This is a genomic window from Devosia sp. BK, from assembly GCF_032907385.1.
Classification (GTDB): domain Bacteria; phylum Pseudomonadota; class Alphaproteobacteria; order Rhizobiales; family Devosiaceae; genus Devosia.
In genome coordinates, this window is record NZ_JAIMBX010000003.1 from 198,055 (window position 1) to 216,017 (window position 17,963).

General features: G+C 61.0%; 22 protein-coding genes and 1 other RNA gene. 14 read left to right on the top strand and 9 right to left on the bottom strand.

The features are described 5' to 3' along the window. Nucleotides 1-47: 47 nt before the first annotated feature. The 3 genes from DevBK_RS16525 to DevBK_RS16535 all read right to left on the bottom strand — a co-directional run bounded on the left by DevBK_RS16525 (nucleotide 48) and on the right by DevBK_RS16535 (nucleotide 3,234). Nucleotides 48-1,268 (bottom strand): tetratricopeptide repeat protein, encoded by a 1,221-nt coding sequence (locus DevBK_RS16525; RefSeq protein ID WP_061909458.1) that lies wholly within the window; start codon nucleotides 1,266-1,268, stop codon nucleotides 48-50. Next, nucleotides 1,265-1,864 (bottom strand): thiamine phosphate synthase, encoded by a 600-nt coding sequence (locus DevBK_RS16530; RefSeq protein ID WP_317186235.1) that lies wholly within the window; start codon nucleotides 1,862-1,864, stop codon nucleotides 1,265-1,267. The genes DevBK_RS16525 and DevBK_RS16530 overlap by 4 nt, the downstream gene beginning before the upstream one ends. A gap of 341 nt (nucleotides 1,865-2,205) precedes the next feature. Then, nucleotides 2,206-3,234 carry a class I fructose-bisphosphate aldolase gene (locus DevBK_RS16535; protein ID WP_317186236.1) on the bottom strand — a complete coding sequence of 343 codons (1,029 nt, stop codon included), beginning with the start codon at nucleotides 3,232-3,234 and terminating at the stop codon, nucleotides 2,206-2,208. Between the two features lie 200 nt (nucleotides 3,235-3,434). Between DevBK_RS16535 and DevBK_RS16540 the strand changes: the two genes are divergently transcribed. Further along, on the top strand, nucleotides 3,435-4,265 hold the full coding sequence (locus DevBK_RS16540) for an aldo/keto reductase (RefSeq protein ID WP_061909452.1): 831 nt from the start codon (nucleotides 3,435-3,437) through the stop codon (nucleotides 4,263-4,265). A 168-nt stretch (nucleotides 4,266-4,433) separates the two neighbouring features. On the opposite strand, the gene DevBK_RS16545 is transcribed toward DevBK_RS16540, so the two are convergent. Then, a complete protein-coding gene (locus DevBK_RS16545; RefSeq protein ID WP_061909450.1) occupies nucleotides 4,434-4,808 on the bottom strand; it encodes a cell division protein ZapA in 375 nt (124 codons plus the stop codon). A 3-nt stretch (nucleotides 4,809-4,811) separates the two neighbouring features. Next, on the bottom strand, nucleotides 4,812-5,099 hold the full coding sequence (locus tag DevBK_RS16550; protein WP_061909448.1) for a DUF4164 family protein: 288 nt from the start codon (nucleotides 5,097-5,099) through the stop codon (nucleotides 4,812-4,814). A gap of 248 nt (nucleotides 5,100-5,347) precedes the next feature. On the opposite strand from DevBK_RS16550, the gene tkt reads away from it, so the two are divergent. The 6 genes from tkt to DevBK_RS16580 all read left to right on the top strand — a co-directional run bounded on the left by tkt (nucleotide 5,348) and on the right by DevBK_RS16580 (nucleotide 10,767). Further along, a complete protein-coding gene (gene tkt / locus DevBK_RS16555; RefSeq protein ID WP_317186237.1) occupies nucleotides 5,348-7,324 on the top strand; it encodes a transketolase in 1,977 nt (658 codons plus the stop codon). Nucleotides 7,325-7,373: 49 nt separating this feature from the next. Beyond that, nucleotides 7,374-8,381 (top strand): type I glyceraldehyde-3-phosphate dehydrogenase, encoded by a 1,008-nt coding sequence (gene gap, locus DevBK_RS16560; protein WP_061909444.1) that lies wholly within the window; start codon nucleotides 7,374-7,376, stop codon nucleotides 8,379-8,381. A gap of 104 nt (nucleotides 8,382-8,485) precedes the next feature. After that, nucleotides 8,486-9,034, top strand: coding sequence for a hypothetical protein (locus DevBK_RS16565; RefSeq protein ID WP_317186238.1), 549 nt, complete (start codon nucleotides 8,486-8,488; stop codon nucleotides 9,032-9,034). A 14-nt stretch (nucleotides 9,035-9,048) separates the two neighbouring features. Then, nucleotides 9,049-9,597, top strand: coding sequence for a hypothetical protein (locus tag DevBK_RS16570; RefSeq protein ID WP_317186239.1), 549 nt, complete (start codon nucleotides 9,049-9,051; stop codon nucleotides 9,595-9,597). 21 nt (nucleotides 9,598-9,618) lie between these two features. Continuing rightward, nucleotides 9,619-10,158, top strand: coding sequence for a hypothetical protein (locus DevBK_RS16575; protein WP_317186240.1), 540 nt, complete (start codon nucleotides 9,619-9,621; stop codon nucleotides 10,156-10,158). A gap of 78 nt (nucleotides 10,159-10,236) precedes the next feature. Continuing rightward, nucleotides 10,237-10,767 carry a putative glycolipid-binding domain-containing protein gene (locus DevBK_RS16580; protein ID WP_317186241.1) on the top strand — a complete coding sequence of 177 codons (531 nt, stop codon included), beginning with the start codon at nucleotides 10,237-10,239 and terminating at the stop codon, nucleotides 10,765-10,767. Between the two features lie 47 nt (nucleotides 10,768-10,814). On the opposite strand, the gene DevBK_RS16585 is transcribed toward DevBK_RS16580, so the two are convergent. From DevBK_RS16585 to DevBK_RS16600, 4 genes are read right to left on the bottom strand one after another with little or no spacing between them, the layout of a single operon-like run. Beyond that, on the bottom strand, nucleotides 10,815-11,795 hold the full coding sequence (locus DevBK_RS16585; RefSeq protein ID WP_317186242.1) for a MerR family transcriptional regulator: 981 nt from the start codon (nucleotides 11,793-11,795) through the stop codon (nucleotides 10,815-10,817). Between the two features lie 55 nt (nucleotides 11,796-11,850). After that, nucleotides 11,851-12,216 carry a DUF2200 domain-containing protein gene (locus DevBK_RS16590; RefSeq protein WP_062629225.1) on the bottom strand — a complete coding sequence of 122 codons (366 nt, stop codon included), beginning with the start codon at nucleotides 12,214-12,216 and terminating at the stop codon, nucleotides 11,851-11,853. Between the two features lie 49 nt (nucleotides 12,217-12,265). Then, nucleotides 12,266-12,565 (bottom strand): AzlD family protein, encoded by a 300-nt coding sequence (locus DevBK_RS16595; protein WP_317186243.1) that lies wholly within the window; start codon nucleotides 12,563-12,565, stop codon nucleotides 12,266-12,268. Continuing rightward, the gene (locus tag DevBK_RS16600; protein WP_317186244.1) at nucleotides 12,562-13,272 is read right to left on the bottom strand and encodes an AzlC family ABC transporter permease; all 711 of its coding nucleotides are present in this window, start codon (nucleotides 13,270-13,272) and stop codon (nucleotides 12,562-12,564) included. Before DevBK_RS16600 ends, DevBK_RS16595 begins: the two co-directional genes overlap by 4 nt. Nucleotides 13,273-13,412: 140 nt before the next feature. Here DevBK_RS16600 and DevBK_RS16605 point away from each other — a divergent pair, with 140 nt between their 5' ends. The 7 genes from DevBK_RS16605 to DevBK_RS16635 all read left to right on the top strand — a co-directional run bounded on the left by DevBK_RS16605 (nucleotide 13,413) and on the right by DevBK_RS16635 (nucleotide 17,930). Beyond that, nucleotides 13,413-13,694: a hypothetical protein gene (locus tag DevBK_RS16605; protein ID WP_317186245.1), complete on the top strand. Its 282-nt coding sequence runs from the start codon at nucleotides 13,413-13,415 to the stop codon at nucleotides 13,692-13,694. 79 nt (nucleotides 13,695-13,773) lie between these two features. Next, entirely contained in the window at nucleotides 13,774-14,976 is a 1,203-nt protein-coding gene (locus DevBK_RS16610) for a phosphoglycerate kinase (protein ID WP_317186246.1), read from the top strand. Between the two features lie 113 nt (nucleotides 14,977-15,089). Then, nucleotides 15,090-15,247: non-coding RNA, 6S RNA (ssrS, locus tag DevBK_RS16615), on the top strand. Between the two features lie 6 nt (nucleotides 15,248-15,253). Further along, a complete protein-coding gene (locus DevBK_RS16620; protein ID WP_082511722.1) occupies nucleotides 15,254-15,907 on the top strand; it encodes a 5-formyltetrahydrofolate cyclo-ligase in 654 nt (217 codons plus the stop codon). Next, entirely contained in the window at nucleotides 15,904-16,719 is an 816-nt protein-coding gene (locus DevBK_RS16625) for a TIGR00282 family metallophosphoesterase (protein ID WP_061909421.1), read from the top strand. The genes DevBK_RS16620 and DevBK_RS16625 overlap by 4 nt, the downstream gene beginning before the upstream one ends. A 7-nt stretch (nucleotides 16,720-16,726) precedes the next feature. Next, nucleotides 16,727-17,098 (top strand): SecDF P1 head subdomain-containing protein, encoded by a 372-nt coding sequence (locus tag DevBK_RS16630; RefSeq protein ID WP_156464086.1) that lies wholly within the window; start codon nucleotides 16,727-16,729, stop codon nucleotides 17,096-17,098. Between the two features lie 85 nt (nucleotides 17,099-17,183). Continuing rightward, complete coding sequence (locus tag DevBK_RS16635) at nucleotides 17,184-17,930, top strand: YebC/PmpR family DNA-binding transcriptional regulator (RefSeq protein WP_317186247.1); 747 nt, start codon at nucleotides 17,184-17,186, stop codon at nucleotides 17,928-17,930. Nucleotides 17,931-17,963 lie beyond the last annotated feature (33 nt).

The following is a 17,963-nucleotide window of genomic DNA, read 5'->3' on the forward strand; positions in this document are numbered from 1 at the left end:
CGCTGATTGAAAGTTTGGCGGCTTATTGCCTCAGAACCCTGCTCGGTTCAAGGGTTTTGCGCCGGTGGGGTTTCCGTGGGGACGACAGGCGTATCGCTCGGCACAGGTGTTTCAGCCGGTGCATCGGCGCCATCGACGCTCGGCACGACGACCTTGCTCGGTGCATTTTCCATATCGGTGGGGGTCGGCAATTGCGGCCCTGCCGTCTGTGGCGTGGTGGGAATGACCGCGATGGTTTCGACGCTCGGCGGCACCGATGGCCAGAAACGCGCCCTTTCTTCGGCGCGCGCCAAAGCCTCGGGCTGGATCGAGACGAGAAGGCGATCAAGCGTCGGATCGGACAAGCCCTGCCGCCGCGCGAGAGCGCGCCACATGGCAGCGGTTTCGAGATCGAGCGCCGTGCCTTCGCCGACGGCGACGAGCTTTGCCAGCCGGTTCTGTGCGACAGGATTGCCGCCTTCGGCAGCGCGCTCATACCAGAGCACGGCAGCCGCTACATCCTTGGCAATGCCGCGGCCGAGATAGAGGAGGGTGGCGTAATCGACCTGGGCAGCGGTGAGGTTCTGCTCGGCGGCGAGCCCGATATAGCGGGCCCCCTCCGCCTCGTTGGGCGCAACGCCGGCGCCTTCGATCAGCATCGAACCATAGTCATACTGCGCTTCGGGCAGTTCCGTTTCCGCCGCTTCGCGCATGAGGGTCGCTGCGGTCGTCAGGCTCGGATCGGCATAGATGCCTTCGACATGAAGCAGCGCAAGATTGTATTTTGCAGGCGGATAGCCCTTGTCGGCGGCCTGCTTAAAGAGTTCGGCGGCCTTTTTGCGATCCTGCGCGACGCCGACGCCGTCCTGATAGAGAAGGCCAAGTTCGAAGGTCGCGAGCGTATCGCCATTTTTCGAGGCAAGCTGATACCAGCCCGCGGCGCGTTCGTCGTTTTGAGCGACGCCGAGGCCCTTTGAATAGATCTCAGCAATCAGCGTCTGGGCTGGCGCATCGCCTTTTTCGGCGCGTGGCAAAGCCAGCTCAAGCGCGGTAAGAAAATAGCCGCGCTGGAAGGCGCCGAAGGCAAAGTCCGGCTCCGCTCCGCCGCCGAAAATAGCATTGGAAATATCCTCGGCCGCGCCCGGCGCCGCTTCAAAATTTGGCGCTGGCGTTTCTTCGGCCGGTGTCGTGGCTTCAGGCGTTTCTGTCGGCGCCGCGGCATCCTGTGCAAAGGCGGTCAGCGGGGTCGAAGCGAGCAGCAGCGCCAGGAGCGGCGCGCGCCAGATCATGCTTTTTCCTTTGCCGCAAAGGCGGCGAGCGAGGCTGTTGGGTCTTTCGTCGCCCACACGCAATCGGAGAGCGCAAGAAACTCGGCGCCGGTCAGGTCTGGATTTTGGGCGTCTGCCGCGGGATTGGAATGGACAGCCGGGACTTCGAACGTTTCGGCCCACCACTGCGCAAGTTCGGCAGCCTCGGGATCGGGCGTGCCGCCGAGCGGACCGAAGAAAACATAATCGATATCGAGTTCGCCAAAGCTCATGGCATCATGGCGCGAGCGCACGTTGCCGGCCCCGACAATGCCATCGGGCTTGAGCGCAGCAACGGCTGCGCGAATAGCCTTGATGCCGCCTTCGGTCACATGAACGCCATCGGCGCCGACCGACTGAGCCAGGGCTACATCGTCTTCGACGAGCACGGCTGCGCCCGCTGCCTGCCCAACCTGCACCAACCGTTTGGCGAGTTCAGCGTAAGCCGCATCGGCAAGACTGCCGCGGCGAACGAGAAGCGCTGCGATTTCGGGCCCGGTAAGCACAGCCATCAGCCGCCGCGGAAAGTCGGCGGCATCGGGGTCAGGCGGCGTGATGAGATAAAGCTGGGGGGCCATGGAAATCCCGGAATAAGCGCAAGAGGTCCCTAGGCTGGCATTTTGGCAAGAAAGGGACGGGGTTTCCATAGGGCATGGTGGTGGGGGAGGCAATGCGGGGGTGATGGCGGTGTACTCCCGCATCATCGGGTCACCCCCTCCCGGCCTCCCCCATCAAGGGGGAGGTGCAGATTTGTGATCTGGGCAACATCTCACCAAGCCCTCGATGCGACACCTCCCCCTTGATGGGGGAGGAAGGGAGGGGGTGACGGCACGCACTAATATCCACTCAATCCCACAAACAAAAATGGCGTGCCCCCTTTCGGAGACACGCAAGTCGTGACGTTGGGACGTCGAACGGATCAGGCCGCGCGGTCGACCGTGTTGTTCCATTCCCCAAGTGCCGCGAGGGAGTTCATGTGGGCGCGATGGGTGAAGGCGGCTTGCGCGGCGGGAAAATTTTCGCGGCGGCCGGCCCAGGTGCGGAGCGCAACATTTTGCAATGCGCGGCCATAGGAGAAGGTCGTCGGCCAGGGCTTGAACGGAATATTGTTCATAGCCGAAAGGTGGGCCGTCGCCTCTTCGTCGGTCTGGCCACCTGAAAGGAAAGCGATGCCGGGTACGGCGGCTGGCACGTGTTCCTTGAGCACTTCAACGGTGCGCTTAGCGACTTCCTCTACCGATGGCCGATCACGCGAATTGACGCCGGGCAGGACCATATTGGGCTTGAGGAGCATGCCCGAGAGATCGACGCCGGCAAGGCGCAGTTCCTTGAAGACATTCTCTAGGACTTCGCCAGTCACCTGAGCACTGCGCTCAAGCGAGTGATTGCCCGGATCGCCATCGCCGACGACCTCCGGCTCGACGATCGGCACGATGCCGGCTTCCTGGCAAAGGATGGCATAGCGCGCAAGGGCATGTGCATTGGCGCGGATATTGTTGCGGGTGGGCGCCACGTCATTGATGGTGATGACGGCGCGCCACTTGGCAAAGCCGGCGCCAAGGGTCGCATAGCGCTCTAGGCGCTGGCGCAGGCCATCAAGACCTTCGGTGATTTTCTCGCCGCTATCGCCCGGCATGGGGAAGGCGCCGCGGTCGACCTTGATACCGGGAATAGTATCGGCATCGGCAAGAATGGCGCGGAAGGGCGTGCCGTCGGCTGCAGATTGTTCGAGGGTTTCTTCGGTCAGGATCACGCCCGAAATATACTTGGTCATCGCTTCGGTCGAGCGGAACAGCATTTCGCGATAGTCGCGGCGCAGGTCGAGCGAATTGGGCAGGTTGATCTTGGCGAAGCGTTTGGCAATTGTGCCCTCAGACTCGTCGGCGGCTAGAATGCCCTGGCCGTGCGTCATCAGCTTTTGGGCAATGGCATTGAGCGACTTGGTCATCGGGTCTCCGGCCTTAATCTGAGGGGAATGAACGTTGCCCTAAAGATTAGACTTTCGGCCCGTCTAGTCGATTAGACCTTGGGTTATCAGACGAAAGGATGATCTTGTATGGTAGTGACCGAGGGAACTTTTCGGCTCTTCGCGTTTATCGTAAGGTGACGATCAATTCCACCTTCTTTCCCAAAATAACGGATAGCAGAATGAGCACGCAACCTCACGTGACTTTTCATGATGGCCGCAGCATTCCCCAAGTCGGGCTCGGTGTCTGGCAGACGCCCAACGATGTCGCCGTCGAAGCAGTATCGACAGCGCTCAAGACAGGCTATCGCCACATCGATACGGCCGCCGTCTATCAAAACGAAGAGGGTGTCGGCGAAGGCATCCGCCAGTCCGGCGTCGCGCGTGGCGATATTTTCCTCACCACCAAAGTTTGGAACGACGATCAGGGCTTTGACCAGACCCTGCGCGCCATGGATGCGTCGCTAAAGCGTCTCGGCACCGACTATGTCGATCTCTATCTCATCCACTGGCCCTCGGCCTATCGCGGCAAATATGTCGAGACCTGGCAGTCGCTGGTAAAGCTCAAGGAAGAGGGCAAGGCGCGCTCGATCGGTGTTTCCAATTTCGAGGGCACCTATATCGATGAACTCGAAGCCGCGACCGGGCAATTGCCGGTCATCAATCAGGTCCAGCTTCATCCGCGCTTTCAGCAGCGCAAGCTCCGCGCCCGCTATGAGCCGAAGGGGATCATCACCGAAAGCTGGAGCCCGCTTGGCCAAGGGAAGATGCTCGAAGACCAGACCATCGCCGATATCGCCCAGCGCCATGGCAAGAGCCCGGCTCAGGTGATCATTCGCTGGCATATCGAAGAGGGGCTGGTGGTTATCCCGAAATCGGTGACGCCGAGCCGTATCGTCGAGAATTTTGACGTTTTCGACTTTGAACTGAGCGCCGAGGACAAGGCGGCGATCAATGGGCTGGATAATGAAGCCGGGCGTTTGGGTTCTGATCCGCTGACGGCGAAGTTTTAAGGCGTTTACTCCGGCACTGAAACAACCAAGACCGAGATGGTCACCCCGGCGAAAGCCGGGGCCCATTCTGAGATCTCAAGATGAATCCCGGCTCAAGGCCGGGATGACAGCTGGTGGTTTTGAAACAACTGAAGACTGTGCCTCAACCAAGCTAAGGGACGCGACGCCTCAGCTCTGCAAAGGCGCCGTTTCGTCGAGCACGCCGGCGATCGAGTTCAGCACCTTCGCCGCCTGATCGAGCTTTCCCGCAAAAGCCTGTTCCGTCGCTTCAAGCTCATCGGCGATCTGGTGGCCCGCTGCGGTCAGCGTCTCCACCTCGGCCTCGAGCGCCGCAATCCTGCGCTCGGCTTCAGCCAATTCGTCGAGCACGGCGATGCCCGCCATCACGGTTAGCCTCGTGTCGCCGATTTCGCCGACGGCGCCTTTCAGCCCTTCGACACTGGCGTTGAAGCGTTCGGCAAGGGCGATCAGGTGGCCCTGCTGCCCCTCTTCGCAGGCCATGCGGTAGCGGCGGCCATTGATTTCGACATTGACCTCGGGCATGGCCTACTCCGTCTTGGCGAGCACTGCCCGCACGGTTTCCATCGCCTCGACCAGCCGGCGCGAGACATCATGAGCGCTGTCGTCGAGACGCTTGGCGCGGGCGGAGGTCTTGTCGAGTTCGGTCGCGAGTCGGGCGCGTTCCTGGACGAGGCGCTGGGTATCGACCTCGATGCGCTTCAGGCGCTGCATGCGGCCGGTCAGATCGGCAAGGCTCTGGTCGAGCCGTCCAAGGGCCTTGTCGAAGCGGTTTGATGCTGCGACGAGCCCGTCTTCATCGTGTCCGTCACTCATTGGCCGCAACTATCCTAAACGCAACGCCGATTCAATCTTCTGAGCGTGCCCGAACCCCACAGTCTTTGCAACTGGAAGCCCGCCTGATCCAAGGCAAAACACGCGCCAAAGTGGACGGGTGCGGCCCCTCGTGACATTGACACAAGGGCCGAACCTGTTATGCCTCAAACCCGCCTTTGGGAGGAGGCTTTCGCGCCTCTCATCCCCTTATTCCCTGCCTTCCTCAGCATCAGAGAGCGGCCCAGACGATGACAAACACAGCCCAGCAGAACGAATTGGCCAATGCGATCCGGTCCCTTGCCATGGACGCGGTCGAAAAGGCGAATTCCGGTCACCCCGGCCTGCCCATGGGCTGCGCCGATATCGCCACGGTGCTCTTTACCAAGGTGATGAAGTTCGATCCCGCGAACCCCCATTGGGCCGATCGCGACCGCTTCATTCTCTCGGCCGGCCACGGATCGATGCTGCTCTACTCTTCGCTCTACCTGCTTGGCTACGAAGACATGACCATCGATCAGGTCAAGAACTTCCGCCAGCTTGGCTCGAAGACCGCCGGCCACCCCGAATTCGGCCACGCGACCGGCATCGAAACCACGACTGGCCCGCTCGGTCAGGGGCTTGCCAATTCGGTCGGGTTTGCCGTTGCCGAAGCCAAGCTCGCCGCCGAGTTCGGCTCCGATATCGTTGATCACCACACCTGGGTGCTCTGCGGCGACGGTTGCCTCATGGAAGGCATTTCCCAGGAAGCCATCTCGCTCGCTGGTCACCTGAAGCTCAACAAGCTCGTGCTGATCTGGGACAACAACAACATCACCATCGACGGCAAGGTCTCCAATGCCGACTCGACCGACCAGATCGCCCGCTTCAAGGCTGTCGGCTGGAACACGATCGAGATCGATGGCCACGATCAGGACGCCATCGAAAAGGCGCTGGTCGAAGCCAAAGCCTCGACCGACAAGCCGACCCTGATCGCTGCCAAGACCACGATTGGTTTCGGTGCGCCCAAAAAGGCAGGCACGGAAAAGGTGCATGGCTCGCCGCTCGGTGCCGAAGAACTGGCCGGCGCCAAGCAGGCGCTCGGCATCGACTATCCTGCGTTCGAAGTCCCAACCCACATTCTCGATGCCTGGCGCGCCGCAGGCACCCGCTCGCAGAATGTGCGCGGCGAATGGGAAGCGCGTCTCGGCAAGTCCGACAAGAAGGCCGAGTTCGAGCGCCGCATGGCTGGCAAGCTGCCGGCCGATTTTGACGCCACCTTTGCCGCCTATAAGGAAAAGCTCGTCGCCGACAAGCCAAAGGTCGCAACCCGCAAGTCGAGCCAGATGGCGCTCGAAGTGATCAACAAGGCGCTGCCCGAAACCCTCGCCGGTTCGGCCGACTTGACCCACTCGAACCTGACCAATACGCCCGAGACGCTGCCCTTCCAGGCCGACAATCGTCTGGGCCGCTACATGATGTACGGCATCCGCGAGCACGAAATGGGCGCGGCGATGAACGGCGTGGCGCTCCATGGCGGTCTCATCCCCTATGGCGGCACGTTCATGGTCTTTACCGATTATGCTCGCCCCGCGATCCGCCTTTCGGCCCTGATGGAACAGCGCGTCATCTATGTGATGACCCACGATTCCATCGGTCTTGGCGAAGACGGCCCGACCCACCAGCCGGTCGAACACCTGACGGCGCTGCGCGCCATCCCGAACCTTCTCGTGCTGCGTCCGGCCGATGCGGTGGAAGCAGCCGAGTGCTGGGAAATCGCCCTCAAGAGCGACAAGGCTCCTTCGATCCTCGCGCTGTCGCGCCAGAACCTGCCGGCCGTCCGCACCGAGAACTCGACCGAGAACAAGTCAGCCAAGGGCGCTTACACGCTTGTCGGCCCGGCCGATGCCGATGCCGTCATCTTCGCGACGGGTTCGGAAGTGGCCATCGCCGTCGAAGCGCAGAAGCAGTTGACCGAAAAGGGCATTTCGGCCCGCGTCGTCTCCGTGCCGTCCATGGAGCTCTTTGCCAAGCAGTCCGACGCCTATAAGGCCGAAGTGCTCGGCAAGGCCAAGGCGCGCGTTGCCGTCGAAGCCGGTATCGAAATGAGCTGGTCCAAGCTCCTCGGCGACAAGGGCCGCTTCGTCGGTATGCACTCCTTTGGTGCATCGGGCCCGATCGAAGCGCTCTATGAGCACTTTGGTATTACGGCCAAGGCCGTTGTTGAAGCCGTCACCGCCCAAGTGTAAGAGAGCCGCGCCTCCCTTTCTCCTCCCCTCCCTCTAGGAGCGTAAAATCATGGCAGTTCGCGTCGCCATCAACGGTTTTGGTCGTATCGGCCGCAATATCCTGCGCGCCATCATCGAATCCGGCCGCACCGACATCGAAGTCGTTGCAATCAACGATCTCGGCCCGGTCGAAACCAATGCGCATCTCCTGCGCTTCGACAGTGTCCACGGCCGTTTTCCGCATACCGTAACCGTTTCGGGCGACACCATCGACGTTGGTCGTGGCCCGATCAAGGTGACCGCAGAGCGTGATCCGGCGAACCTGCCGCATGCCGCGATGAACATCGATATCGCGCTCGAGTGCACCGGTATTTTCACCTCCAAGGAAAAAGCCTCGGCCCATATCAAGGCTGGCGCCAAGAAGGTGATCATTTCGGCTCCCGGCGACGGCGCCGACAAGACCATCGTCTTCGGCATCAACCACCAGTCCCTCACCAAGGACGACGTGGTGATCTCGAACGCCTCGTGCACGACCAACTGCCTCGCTCCGCTCGCCTATGTGCTCCACAAGGAGTTCGGCATCGAGAAGGGCATGATGACGACGATTCACTCCTATACGGGTGATCAGCCGACCCTCGACACCATGCACAAGGATCTCTATCGCGGCCGCGCGGCTGCGCTCTCGCAGATCCCGACCTCGACCGGCGCTGCCAAGGCCATCGGCCTCGTGCTGCCCGAACTCAAGGGCAAGCTCGACGGCGTCTCGATCCGCGTGCCGACCCCGAACGTCTCCTGCGTCGACTTCAAGTTCATTGCCAAGCGCAATGTGACCTCCGAAGAGATCAACGCCATGGTCAAGAAGTATGCCGATGGCGAACTCAAGGGCGTCCTCGGCTATACCGAACAGCCCAACGTTTCGATCGACTTCAATCACGACCCGCACTCCTCCACCATGGCGCTCGACCAGACCAAGGTGATGGACGGCAATTTCGTATCGGTCCTTTCCTGGTACGACAATGAATGGGGCTTTTCCAACCGCATGGCCGATACGGCCGTCGCGCTCGGCAAGACGCTCTAAACAAACAAAAAAGCCCCGCTTCGGTGGGGCTTTTTCTGTTCGGTCACATTCTCGTGCCAATCGGTCCGCTAGTTTTGCTCCGTATTTCATGCGGAGCTTTTTTTATGCGCATTTTCACCGCCCTTTGCCTCGCTGCCCTTTCACTTGCTGCACCCGCTCTTGCAGCTGAAGACAAAGCGACTGGTCTCGCCGTCAATCTCTCCGATGACTTTGTCGTCGAGCCGACACCGGCCGACGCCAACTTCACCGCCAATTTCGGGATCAAGTCCGCCTCGGGCGAAACGGCCAATTTCGAGGGCGAAGACTATCTCTGCCAGGTTGCCTATTCGCCGGCTCCCGAAAACGCCGACCTCAGCGTCGAGGAGATCAATGCCATGGTCCGAACGCAGGAATGGATCGATCTTGCGAAAAACACCATGTCGGTGATTTTCGACTTCAAGGAAGACACGCCCTTCGAACGCGCTGGCTTCAACGGCCATGAGTTCATTGCCATGCCCAAGCAGCCCGGCGCTGAAAATGTCCGCCTCGTGCTCTCGATGCTCGAGACGCCCAAGGGTCGCACGGCCATTTCCTGCGTGGCGGACGAAGAGGCGCTCGACGAGATGCTGCCGACCTTCCGCACCATCCGCGACGGCGTTACCCCGCCCGCCTGATCCGGAGGTCGCTCATGCGTCTTTTGCCAATCGCCTGTGTTGTCGCGCTTCTGTCGTCGGGAACCGCTTTTGCCGTCGAGGATGATTTGACGGGCCTTGCGGTCAATCTTCCCAAGACATTCGTGGTCGAGAAGGCTCTGCCGCCGCTCGATTATCTCGTCAGCTTTGGCGTCAAAAATGCCTTGGGCAATCCTGTCGCGCTCAAAGGCGAGACCTATCTTTGCCAGGCAAGCTTCATGCCTGATCCCGCCAATGCCGAATTTAACCAGGAGCAACTTAATACGGCGGTCGCCTCCGAAGGGTGGCGCGATCACATGAAGACCCTATTGTCTCAGGATGTCGATGTGGGCGAAATCACGCCCTTCGAATTGGGTGGCATTGTTGGGCAGGAATTCATCGTGACCTCGCGGTTGAAACAGGATGCGGACGCACGGGCCGTGATGTCCTTCCTCGAAACGCCAAAGGGGAGAAGTTTGATCTGCTGCGTCACTGAGGCCGATACGCTCGACACCAATCTCGATATATTCCGCACCATCCGCGATGGCGTTATCCCGCCGGCCTGAGCCCTCTTCTTGGAGTACGCCATGCGTCTTCTGCCGATTGCCTGCCTTGCTATGCTCTCTGTCCCCGCTCTTGCTGCGGAGGACGCCAGTGGGCTGGCTGTGAACCTGCCCGATACATTCGTGGTTGCTGCCGAAACGTCCCCGCCGCCCTATGACGTCACCTTCGGCGTCAAATCGGCCGCTGATGACCCGGCGCCGCTCGAAGGCGAAAAGTACCTTTGCCAGGTGAGTTTCCAGAATGTCCCCGCCAATGCCGGGCTCAGCGTCGAGGAGATCAACGCACAGATCGGCTCGCCCGCCTGGCTCGCCATGGCCAAGGACGGCATGTCGCAGATTTTCGATTTCGTCGGGGATTCTGCGTTCGAACTCGACGGCTACACTGGCCATGAATTTATCGGCAAGCCCAAGCAGAAGGGCGCCGAGCACGTCCGGCTCGTGCTCTCCATGGTCGAAACCGCCAGGGGTCGCACGGCGATCTCCTGCGTCACCGATGCCGATCGGCTCGAGAGCGTCTTGCCCGTGTTCCACACCATCCGCGACGGCGTGACGCCTCCAATCTGATTATGCTGGCGGGGCATTGTCCCCGCTTGCTTTCCCCGCGCGCTTTTGCTCGAAATGCAGCGCAGCCTGGGGGCAGACGTGAATCTCAATCGATCTTATCGCTGGCAGGGGCTCGACCTTGCCACTCTCGAACATTGCCATGTCGTCGCCAATGATCGCGATACGCGCATTCGTGGCGCCATTATCGGCCCTGATTTTGGGCTCTTTTACCGCATCAAGCTCGACGAAAATGGCCACACGCGAACGCTCAAGATCGAGCGCGCCGACGGCAAGGCGCTCGAACTTTTTTGTGACGGGCAGGGCGGCTGGACCGACGATCGCGCCGAGCCGATTTCGGGCCTCAAGAACTGCGTCGATGTCGACATCTGGCCAACGCCCCTCACCAATTCCCTGCCGATCTGGCGCAACGTTTGGCAGATGAATGCACCCCAGACGTTTTCAATGGTCTGGATCGACGCCACCACTATGACCGTCAAACGCGCCGAGCAGGTCTATACCAAGCTCGATGATGGCCATTTCCGGTACCAGTCCGAGAATTTCGAGCGGGTCCTGGAGGTGGATGGGGATGGGGTGGTCGTGAATTATCCAGGGCTGTTCGAGCGGGTCTAACCGCCGGACAGCCGACCCCTACCTAGCCTCCCCCTACCAGGGGGAGGCTAGGTAGGGGTAGACCCCATACGCACGACCATCCCTGCCGTCCGCGCCCTCGCCTCCGGCGTACCCAGACACGACACCAAGCTCTCAAAACCCGGCGTCCCACCTACCGGCATGACCTCGAATGGCGGGCTGTGATTGGCCGGGCAATAGAGAATGGCGTGGCCGGGGCTGACGGCATCAGGATCGAGAACGGCGCTCGATCGGGTCATCACGACGAGCGGCCGCTCATTGTCCGTGTACCGCCGGAGCCAGGCGCCCAGGGCCAATTGTGTCACTTCATCGAGGCCGTCCTCGATAAGATCGAGCACAGTGGCTGCCGCAGTGTCCGTCACCGCCGCGACCACGGCGCGCAGTTGATCAGACGCCGTCGCGCCATCATCGAGAAGCCAGGCCAAGGCTGCCTCGGCATCTTCTGAAAGTTTCTCCGGCGCCTGCCTGTCCAGCCCATGAAACACGCCGCCCAAGGCTGTCGCCAGCGCCATGGCCAGCCGCGTCTTGCCGCTGCCGAGTGGTCCGACAAGATAGGTGACCGGCGCTAGTTGCTTGAGCTCGAAACGTTCACCATCCCAAGGCCAGGGCAGCGTCAAAGATATGGCAGGACCATCGCCAATCAGTTCTGCAACATCCGGCACGCGACCCTGAAGCAAATCCCGACGCCAGAGTTTGACCTGCTCGAGCGCCCCATGGGTCCCGGCCATCTGCTCTTCGAGCTGGCGCTGGTGTGACGCGAGCGCGTCTTCGAGACCCTCATTGGCGCCATTCAGCACCCCGGCGATCTGTTTGAGGCTGAGGCCCAGGCCGCGGAAAGCCACCACCTGCCTCAGACGCGCTATCTGGTCGGGTCCATAGTGCCGCCAGCCTGCTGCGTCGCGCAGGGGTTTGATAAAGCCGCGCTCTTCGTAAAGCCGCAGAGCTTTACTTGAAACACCGAGCAGCCTTGCGGCTTCGGATGGAGAGAGAAGTGCTTGCGATTGGGTCACGGGAATCACCTCGTTGCTGACCCTTCGCTCTATCGAGGCAGACCCAGGGGACGGGTCAAGAGGCCGCGTGTTCGCCGCGCAAAATCCTGGTCATGGCTTTGCCCTTGGCCAATTCGTCGACGAGCTTGTCGAGTTGCCGGATCGCCTTCATCGTCGGATCTTCGATGTTTTCGACGCGGATGCCGCAAACGACGCCGGTGATCAATTCGCGGGCCGGGTTCATCTTCGGCGCCTTAGCGAAGAAGTCCTCGAAACTGGTTTTGTCGGCCAATTCGCGCTCAAAACTGTCCTGGCTATGGCCAGTCAGCCAGCGGAAGATTTCGTCGACGTCTTGCTTGGTGCGGCCCTTGCGCTCGGCCTTAGCGATATAGGCAGGATAGACGCTGGCAACGCTGACGCCGAAAATACGGTGGCCGGTCATGGCTTTTCTCCTCGGCAGAAAGGTCATGCCTTACTCCTTGCCTGTCAAGTCAACCGAGAAGCTGCCGCAGGATCGCAGCCGAGGCGACGGCGATCACCACAACGGGCAGAATGGGAAGGCGCGACGCCGCGATGACGGTGATCGCGAGCGCGATGAGGTCGGCGGGTCGTCCGGAGACGAAATCGGGCGCGATGACCGAAATCAGCACGCAGCCCGGCGCCGCTTCCAGCACCTGCGTCAAGCGCGGGCTCAGCGTGCGGTTGCGGAGAAAGAGATAGCCGGCAATGCGCGTCATATAGGTGACCGACGCTATGAGCACGATGACGAGAAGGATGGTCGTGTCGATCATTCCGAGCGCGCCCAGAGATAAGCGGCCAAAAGACCGGATAGCGCGCCGGCCGGCACGTACCAGGGTCCGGGAACAGCGAGATAGGTCAAGGCGCCGATAACGAGGCTGACGAACCATGGCCGCGCCGCGCGAAACCCGGTCCACATGCCGAAAATCATGACGAGAAAGACGGCTGGAAAGGCCATGTGAAAACCGTAGCGCGTCACATCGCCCAAACTCGGCCCGACAGCCGCGCCGATCGCCGCGCTTGTCGGCCAGGAGAGATAAAGGCCTACCGAGAGCCCGAGATAGAAGGGGAAGCTCAGGACGCCGCCGCGCTTTCGCGCATCATCGAGCCCCAGGGCCCAGCATTCGTCGCACATTAGCGCCAGCGCGGGCAGCACCTTGCGCCGCGGCAGATGGCGCATGGTCGGGGCGAGCGTTGCGCCCATCAGAACATGGCGGCTGTTGACCAGCATGGTCAGAGCGACAAGCAGAGGAATTGCCGGCGGCCAAGTCCAAAGCTGGATGACGAGGAATTCGGACCCGCCGGCAAAGTTAAGGCCAGTCATCAAGGCGATCTCGAGCGGCGAAAACCCTTTCATGCCGGCTTGAGAGCCGAGCAGAAGACCAAAGGGAATAAAGCCCAGCAGCACTGGCACGGAGACGCGCAAGCCTCGGAAAAACTCCGCGCGATTATCCGCCACCGGCATCGTCATATCCGACATTTTCGCTCCTTGTTCGGAGCACTCCTACACGAGGAAATGATCGCCGTGTTGGGCTTTATGCGTCCAATGGCCAGCTCTCCGTCGCAAAGTGTTCACCAAATCATCCTAGCTCTTTTGCTGTCCAATTGAGGGGCCCAGCCATGTTTCATCTGACCCGGCGGTTCCAGGCGGGGTTGCCGCTTTTCTGGCTCGCGGCCGGCCTTTTCGACAGTCTGATGCTGCTGGCGCTGCCGTCGTTGGCGCTTCTTGCCTGGCTGCTTCTGCGTCATCTGCGCATTGTGCGCATGGTGGGGGTTGCGCCTTGGGCTAGCGTCAGATTTGCCCGCCATGTCATGGTTGATGATTTGATGCGTCTTTCGGCGCACGTGCTGCTGAGCCCGGTGCTTTATCTCTGCGGCGGGATCATCGGCGCCGCGCTGTAGAAATTTGCCGCGAGCGCTTTCCCCACGCGCTGGCCTCTGATAGGCCAAAGCCACATCTCGTGCCCTTTGGAGCCTTGCCATGACCGCACAGTTCAAGACCCTCGATGAACTCGACCTCGCCAATAAGGTCGTCCTGCTGCGCGCCGATCTCAATGTTCCCGTTGCCGATGGCAAGGTGACCGATGCGACCCGCATCGAGCGCCTGATCCCCACGATCCGCGAGATCGTCAAGCACGATGCCAAGGTGGTGCTGCTCTCCCATTTCGGTCGCCCCAAGGGCAAGGTCGATCCCGAATTTTCGCTCGAGCAAGTCTGCTCGGCCGTCGCCGATGAAACCGGCCATCCCGTGGGCTTTGTCGCGACCGATTGGGTCGATGTTTCCGAGGCCAAGAAAGCCATCGACGAAGCTCCCGCCGGTTCGGTTCTCGTTCTTGAAAACACGCGCTTTCATCCAGGCGAAGAAGAGAACGATGTCGAGCTTGCCAAGCGCATGGCGAGCCTTGGCGATGTCTATGTCAACGACGCCTTCTCCGCCGCGCACCGCGCCCACGCCTCGACCGAAGCCCTGGCGCACCTGCTGCCCGCCGCTGCCGGTCTTGCCATGCAGGGCGAACTTGAAGCGCTCGAAGCTGGTCTCGGCAAGCCCAAGAAGCCGGTTGTCGCCATTGTCGGTGGCGCCAAGGTGTCGTCCAAGATCGACCTTCTCGAAAATCTCGTGACCAAGGTCGATGGCCTCGTCATCGGCGGCGGCATGGCCAATACGTTCCTCTTTGCGCAAGGCTATGGCGTTGGCAAATCGCTCTGCGAAAAGGATCTCGCCGATACCGCCCGCCGCATCATGGATAAGGCCGACAAGGCCAATTGCGCCATCATCCTGCCGGTCGACGCTGTCGTCTCCTGGCATTTCAAGGCCAATTCTCCCACGCGTCTTTATGGCGTCGATGCCGTCGATCCCGATGGCATGATCCTCGATATCGGCCCCCAGTCGATCGAGCGCATCAATGCTGCGATCGACGATGCGCACACGGTCATCTGGAACGGTCCCGTCGGCGCGTTCGAAATGGAGCCCTTCGATGCGGGCACCGTCGCGATTGCCAAGCACGTTGCCAAGCGCACCCATGATGGTCACCTCGTTTCGGTCGCCGGTGGTGGCGATACCGTCGGTGCTCTCGCCCATGCCGGCGTCAAGGATGCCCTGACTTACGTCTCGACCGCCGGCGGCGCCTTCCTCGAATGGATGGAAGGCAAGCCCCTGCCAGGCGTCCAAGCGCTCAAGAAATAAGGCTGTTGCCGTATTGATCGAGGCCGGTGCCGCAAGGCGCCGGCCTTTTGCTTTTGACTGTGGATAATCTTGTCGCGCAGCGTTTGCGCAAGGCCGGGGAAGCGCCTATATCTGTTTGGCTGCCCGGCGCGTGAGGACACACATATCCCCGGGGCCTTAATCGATCTCGAGGGAGCTGTCCCTGACCAGGCCCGTGGGCTTGGATATACGGCGCCCACCTACGTAAGTAGGTTCCCGGGATCAGATGTCCCACGGCCAGGGTGGCACAAAATTTTGCATGTCTGCAGAAGTGGTCCCGGCTTCGGATCAAAAGGCTGAAGACGAGACCGGAGCAGCAGCGCGCATGGGGAGTGACGGGATCGAGGCGGAAAAGGCGGGCCTGCGTATTGCCGCTCATGCCCGCCGCGAAGCCCTGTCCGATGATTTCCGCGCCCAAGCCTCGAAATCGATCGCCTTCCATTTCTTCGATAAGGTCGCCTTTGCGCCTGAAGATGCGATTGCCGGCTATTGGCGCATCCGCGACGAGGCCGACTGCCAACCCATTCTCGTCAAGCTGATGGATTGCGGACAAACGGTGCTTTTGCCTGTCGTCACCGGCGCGAACGAACCCTTGGAATTGCGCGTCTGGGCCCCCGATGCGCCGCTTTACGAAGCGGGTTTTGGCACTTTGGCTCCAGCCGATTCCGCGCCGCGTCGCGCGCCCGATCTTATTCTCATGCCCCTTCTCGGCTTCGATGCCACGGGCACACGCCTCGGCTATGGCGGCGGATATTATGATCGGACACTCGCTTCGCTCACCAAAAAGCCGATGCTCATCGGTCTCGCCTTTGCCGCTCAAAGGCTCGAGGCCATCCCCCGGGAGCCCCATGACGTGCCGCTCGATGCGGTAATCACCGAAGAGGGCGTTCAGTTTTTCGAGGCAAATGCATGAAGTTTCTGTTTTTGGGCGATGTGGTGGGCCGCGCCGGGCGCGATGCCATTGCGGAACGTCTTCCCGGTCTCATCGCCCGGCATGGTTTTGATTTCGTCGTCATCAACGGCGAGAACGCCAGCCATGGCAAGGGCCTCATCGAATCCCACTTTCATGCCCTGCGCGATGCCGGGGCGGATATCATCACCCTCGGCGATCATGCTTTCGACCAGCGCGAGGCCCTGAGTTATATCGAGCGCGAGCCGACCCTAATCCGCCCCATCAACTACGCGCCGGGCACGCCGGGCCGTGGCGCGATGCTGGTCGAGAGTCGCAAGGGCCATCGCGTGCTCGTTATAAATGCGCTTGGCCGCGTCTTCATGCAGCCCATCGATGATCCGTTCCGCGCCGTGGATGCCGCCGTTGCCGATGCACCTTTAGGTCAGGTGGCCGATGCCATCATCGTCGACTTCCACACCGAAGCGACCTCGGAAATCCAGGCCATGGGCCATTTCCTCGATGGCCGCGTCAGTCTTGTCGTTGGGACGCACACGCATCTTCCGACCGCTGACCATCGCGTCCTCAAGGGCGGTACCGCATTCATGGCCGATGCCGGTATGTGCGGCGATTTCGATTCCATCATCGGCACCGAAACCGAGGAGCCGCTCAATCGCTTCCTCACCGGTATTCCCAATGGCCGTTTCGTTCCGGCAGAGGGGGAAGCGACCCTCTGTGGTGTTGCCGTCGAAACCGATCCGCGCACGGGTCTTGCCGTGAAGGTGGCGCCGCTTAGGATTGGCGGCGTGCTAGCGCAGACAGAACCAGAATTCTGAGGTGTTTATGCTCAAAGCGATCGTGTCTCTTCTCGCAACGACGATTTTCGTGGCTGGCGCCGTCGCCGCCGAACTGTTGCCCCTCGAGGTGATGTCGGCGCGACCCATCGTCGATCCGATGACCGGAACGCCGGTTGTCGAGATTACGCTCTCCGACGACGGGCGTGCGACCTTCGCTGAGTTTTCGCGCGAGAATGTCGGCAGGCGCGTTGATGTCCTCGTCGATGATGACGTGGTCACATCGCCCGTCATCCAGACGCCGCTCGATATGCGCGTCATGCAGATTTCGGGGCTCGATACGATGGCCATCGCGACCGATATCGCAACCCGACTCCGGGGTAAGAAGGCCCAGATCTTCGTGCGTCCGACCGAAGACTAGACCCGCGCGTCCCGCTTCACAATTGATCTGCCTTTGCCTATAAGGCGCCACCAAAACAAAACTCACAAAAAATCGGAGTGCGAGAATGGCAGGCCATTCACACGCCAAGAACATCATGCACCGCAAGGGCAAGTCCGACGCGGTGCGGTCGAAGGTCTTTTCCAAGCTCGCCCGTGAAATCACCGTGGCGGCAAAGATGGGCATGCCCGACCCGGCATTTAACGCCCGCCTGCGTCTGGCTGTGACCAATGCCCGCTCGCAGTCCATGCCCAAAGACAATATCGATCGCGCCATCAAGAAGGCCATGGGCAGCGATGGCGAGAACTATGATGAAATCCGCTACGAGGGTTACGGCCCCGGTGGCGTCGCCGTTATCGTCGAGGCGCTGACCGACAATCGCAATCGCACCGCCTCGAACGTGCGCTCGTACTTCTCCAAGAACGGTGGCGCCCTCGGTGAAACCGGTTCGGTCGGCTTCATGTTCGATCGCGTCGGCGAAGTCACCTATCCGGCAACGGTCGGCTCGGAAGACAAGGTCATGGAAGCCGCCATCGAGGCCGGCGCCGACGATGTCGAGAGCGACGAAGAAGGCCACTACGTCTATACGAGCTTTGAGACTATGGCCGAAGTCGCCGCCGCACTCGAAAAGGTGCTGGGCGAAGCTGAATCGGTGAAAGCCATCTGGCGCCCGCAGAACCAGACGCCGATCGACGCCGACAAGGGCGCGACGCTGATGAAGCTGATCGCCACGCTCGAAGAAGATGACGACGTCCAGAACGTCTATTCGAACTTCGACATGAGCGACGAAGACGCGGCCAAGCTGGCCGAGTGATCTTCGGTTGGAAGCGGATGACTTAAAAAGGTC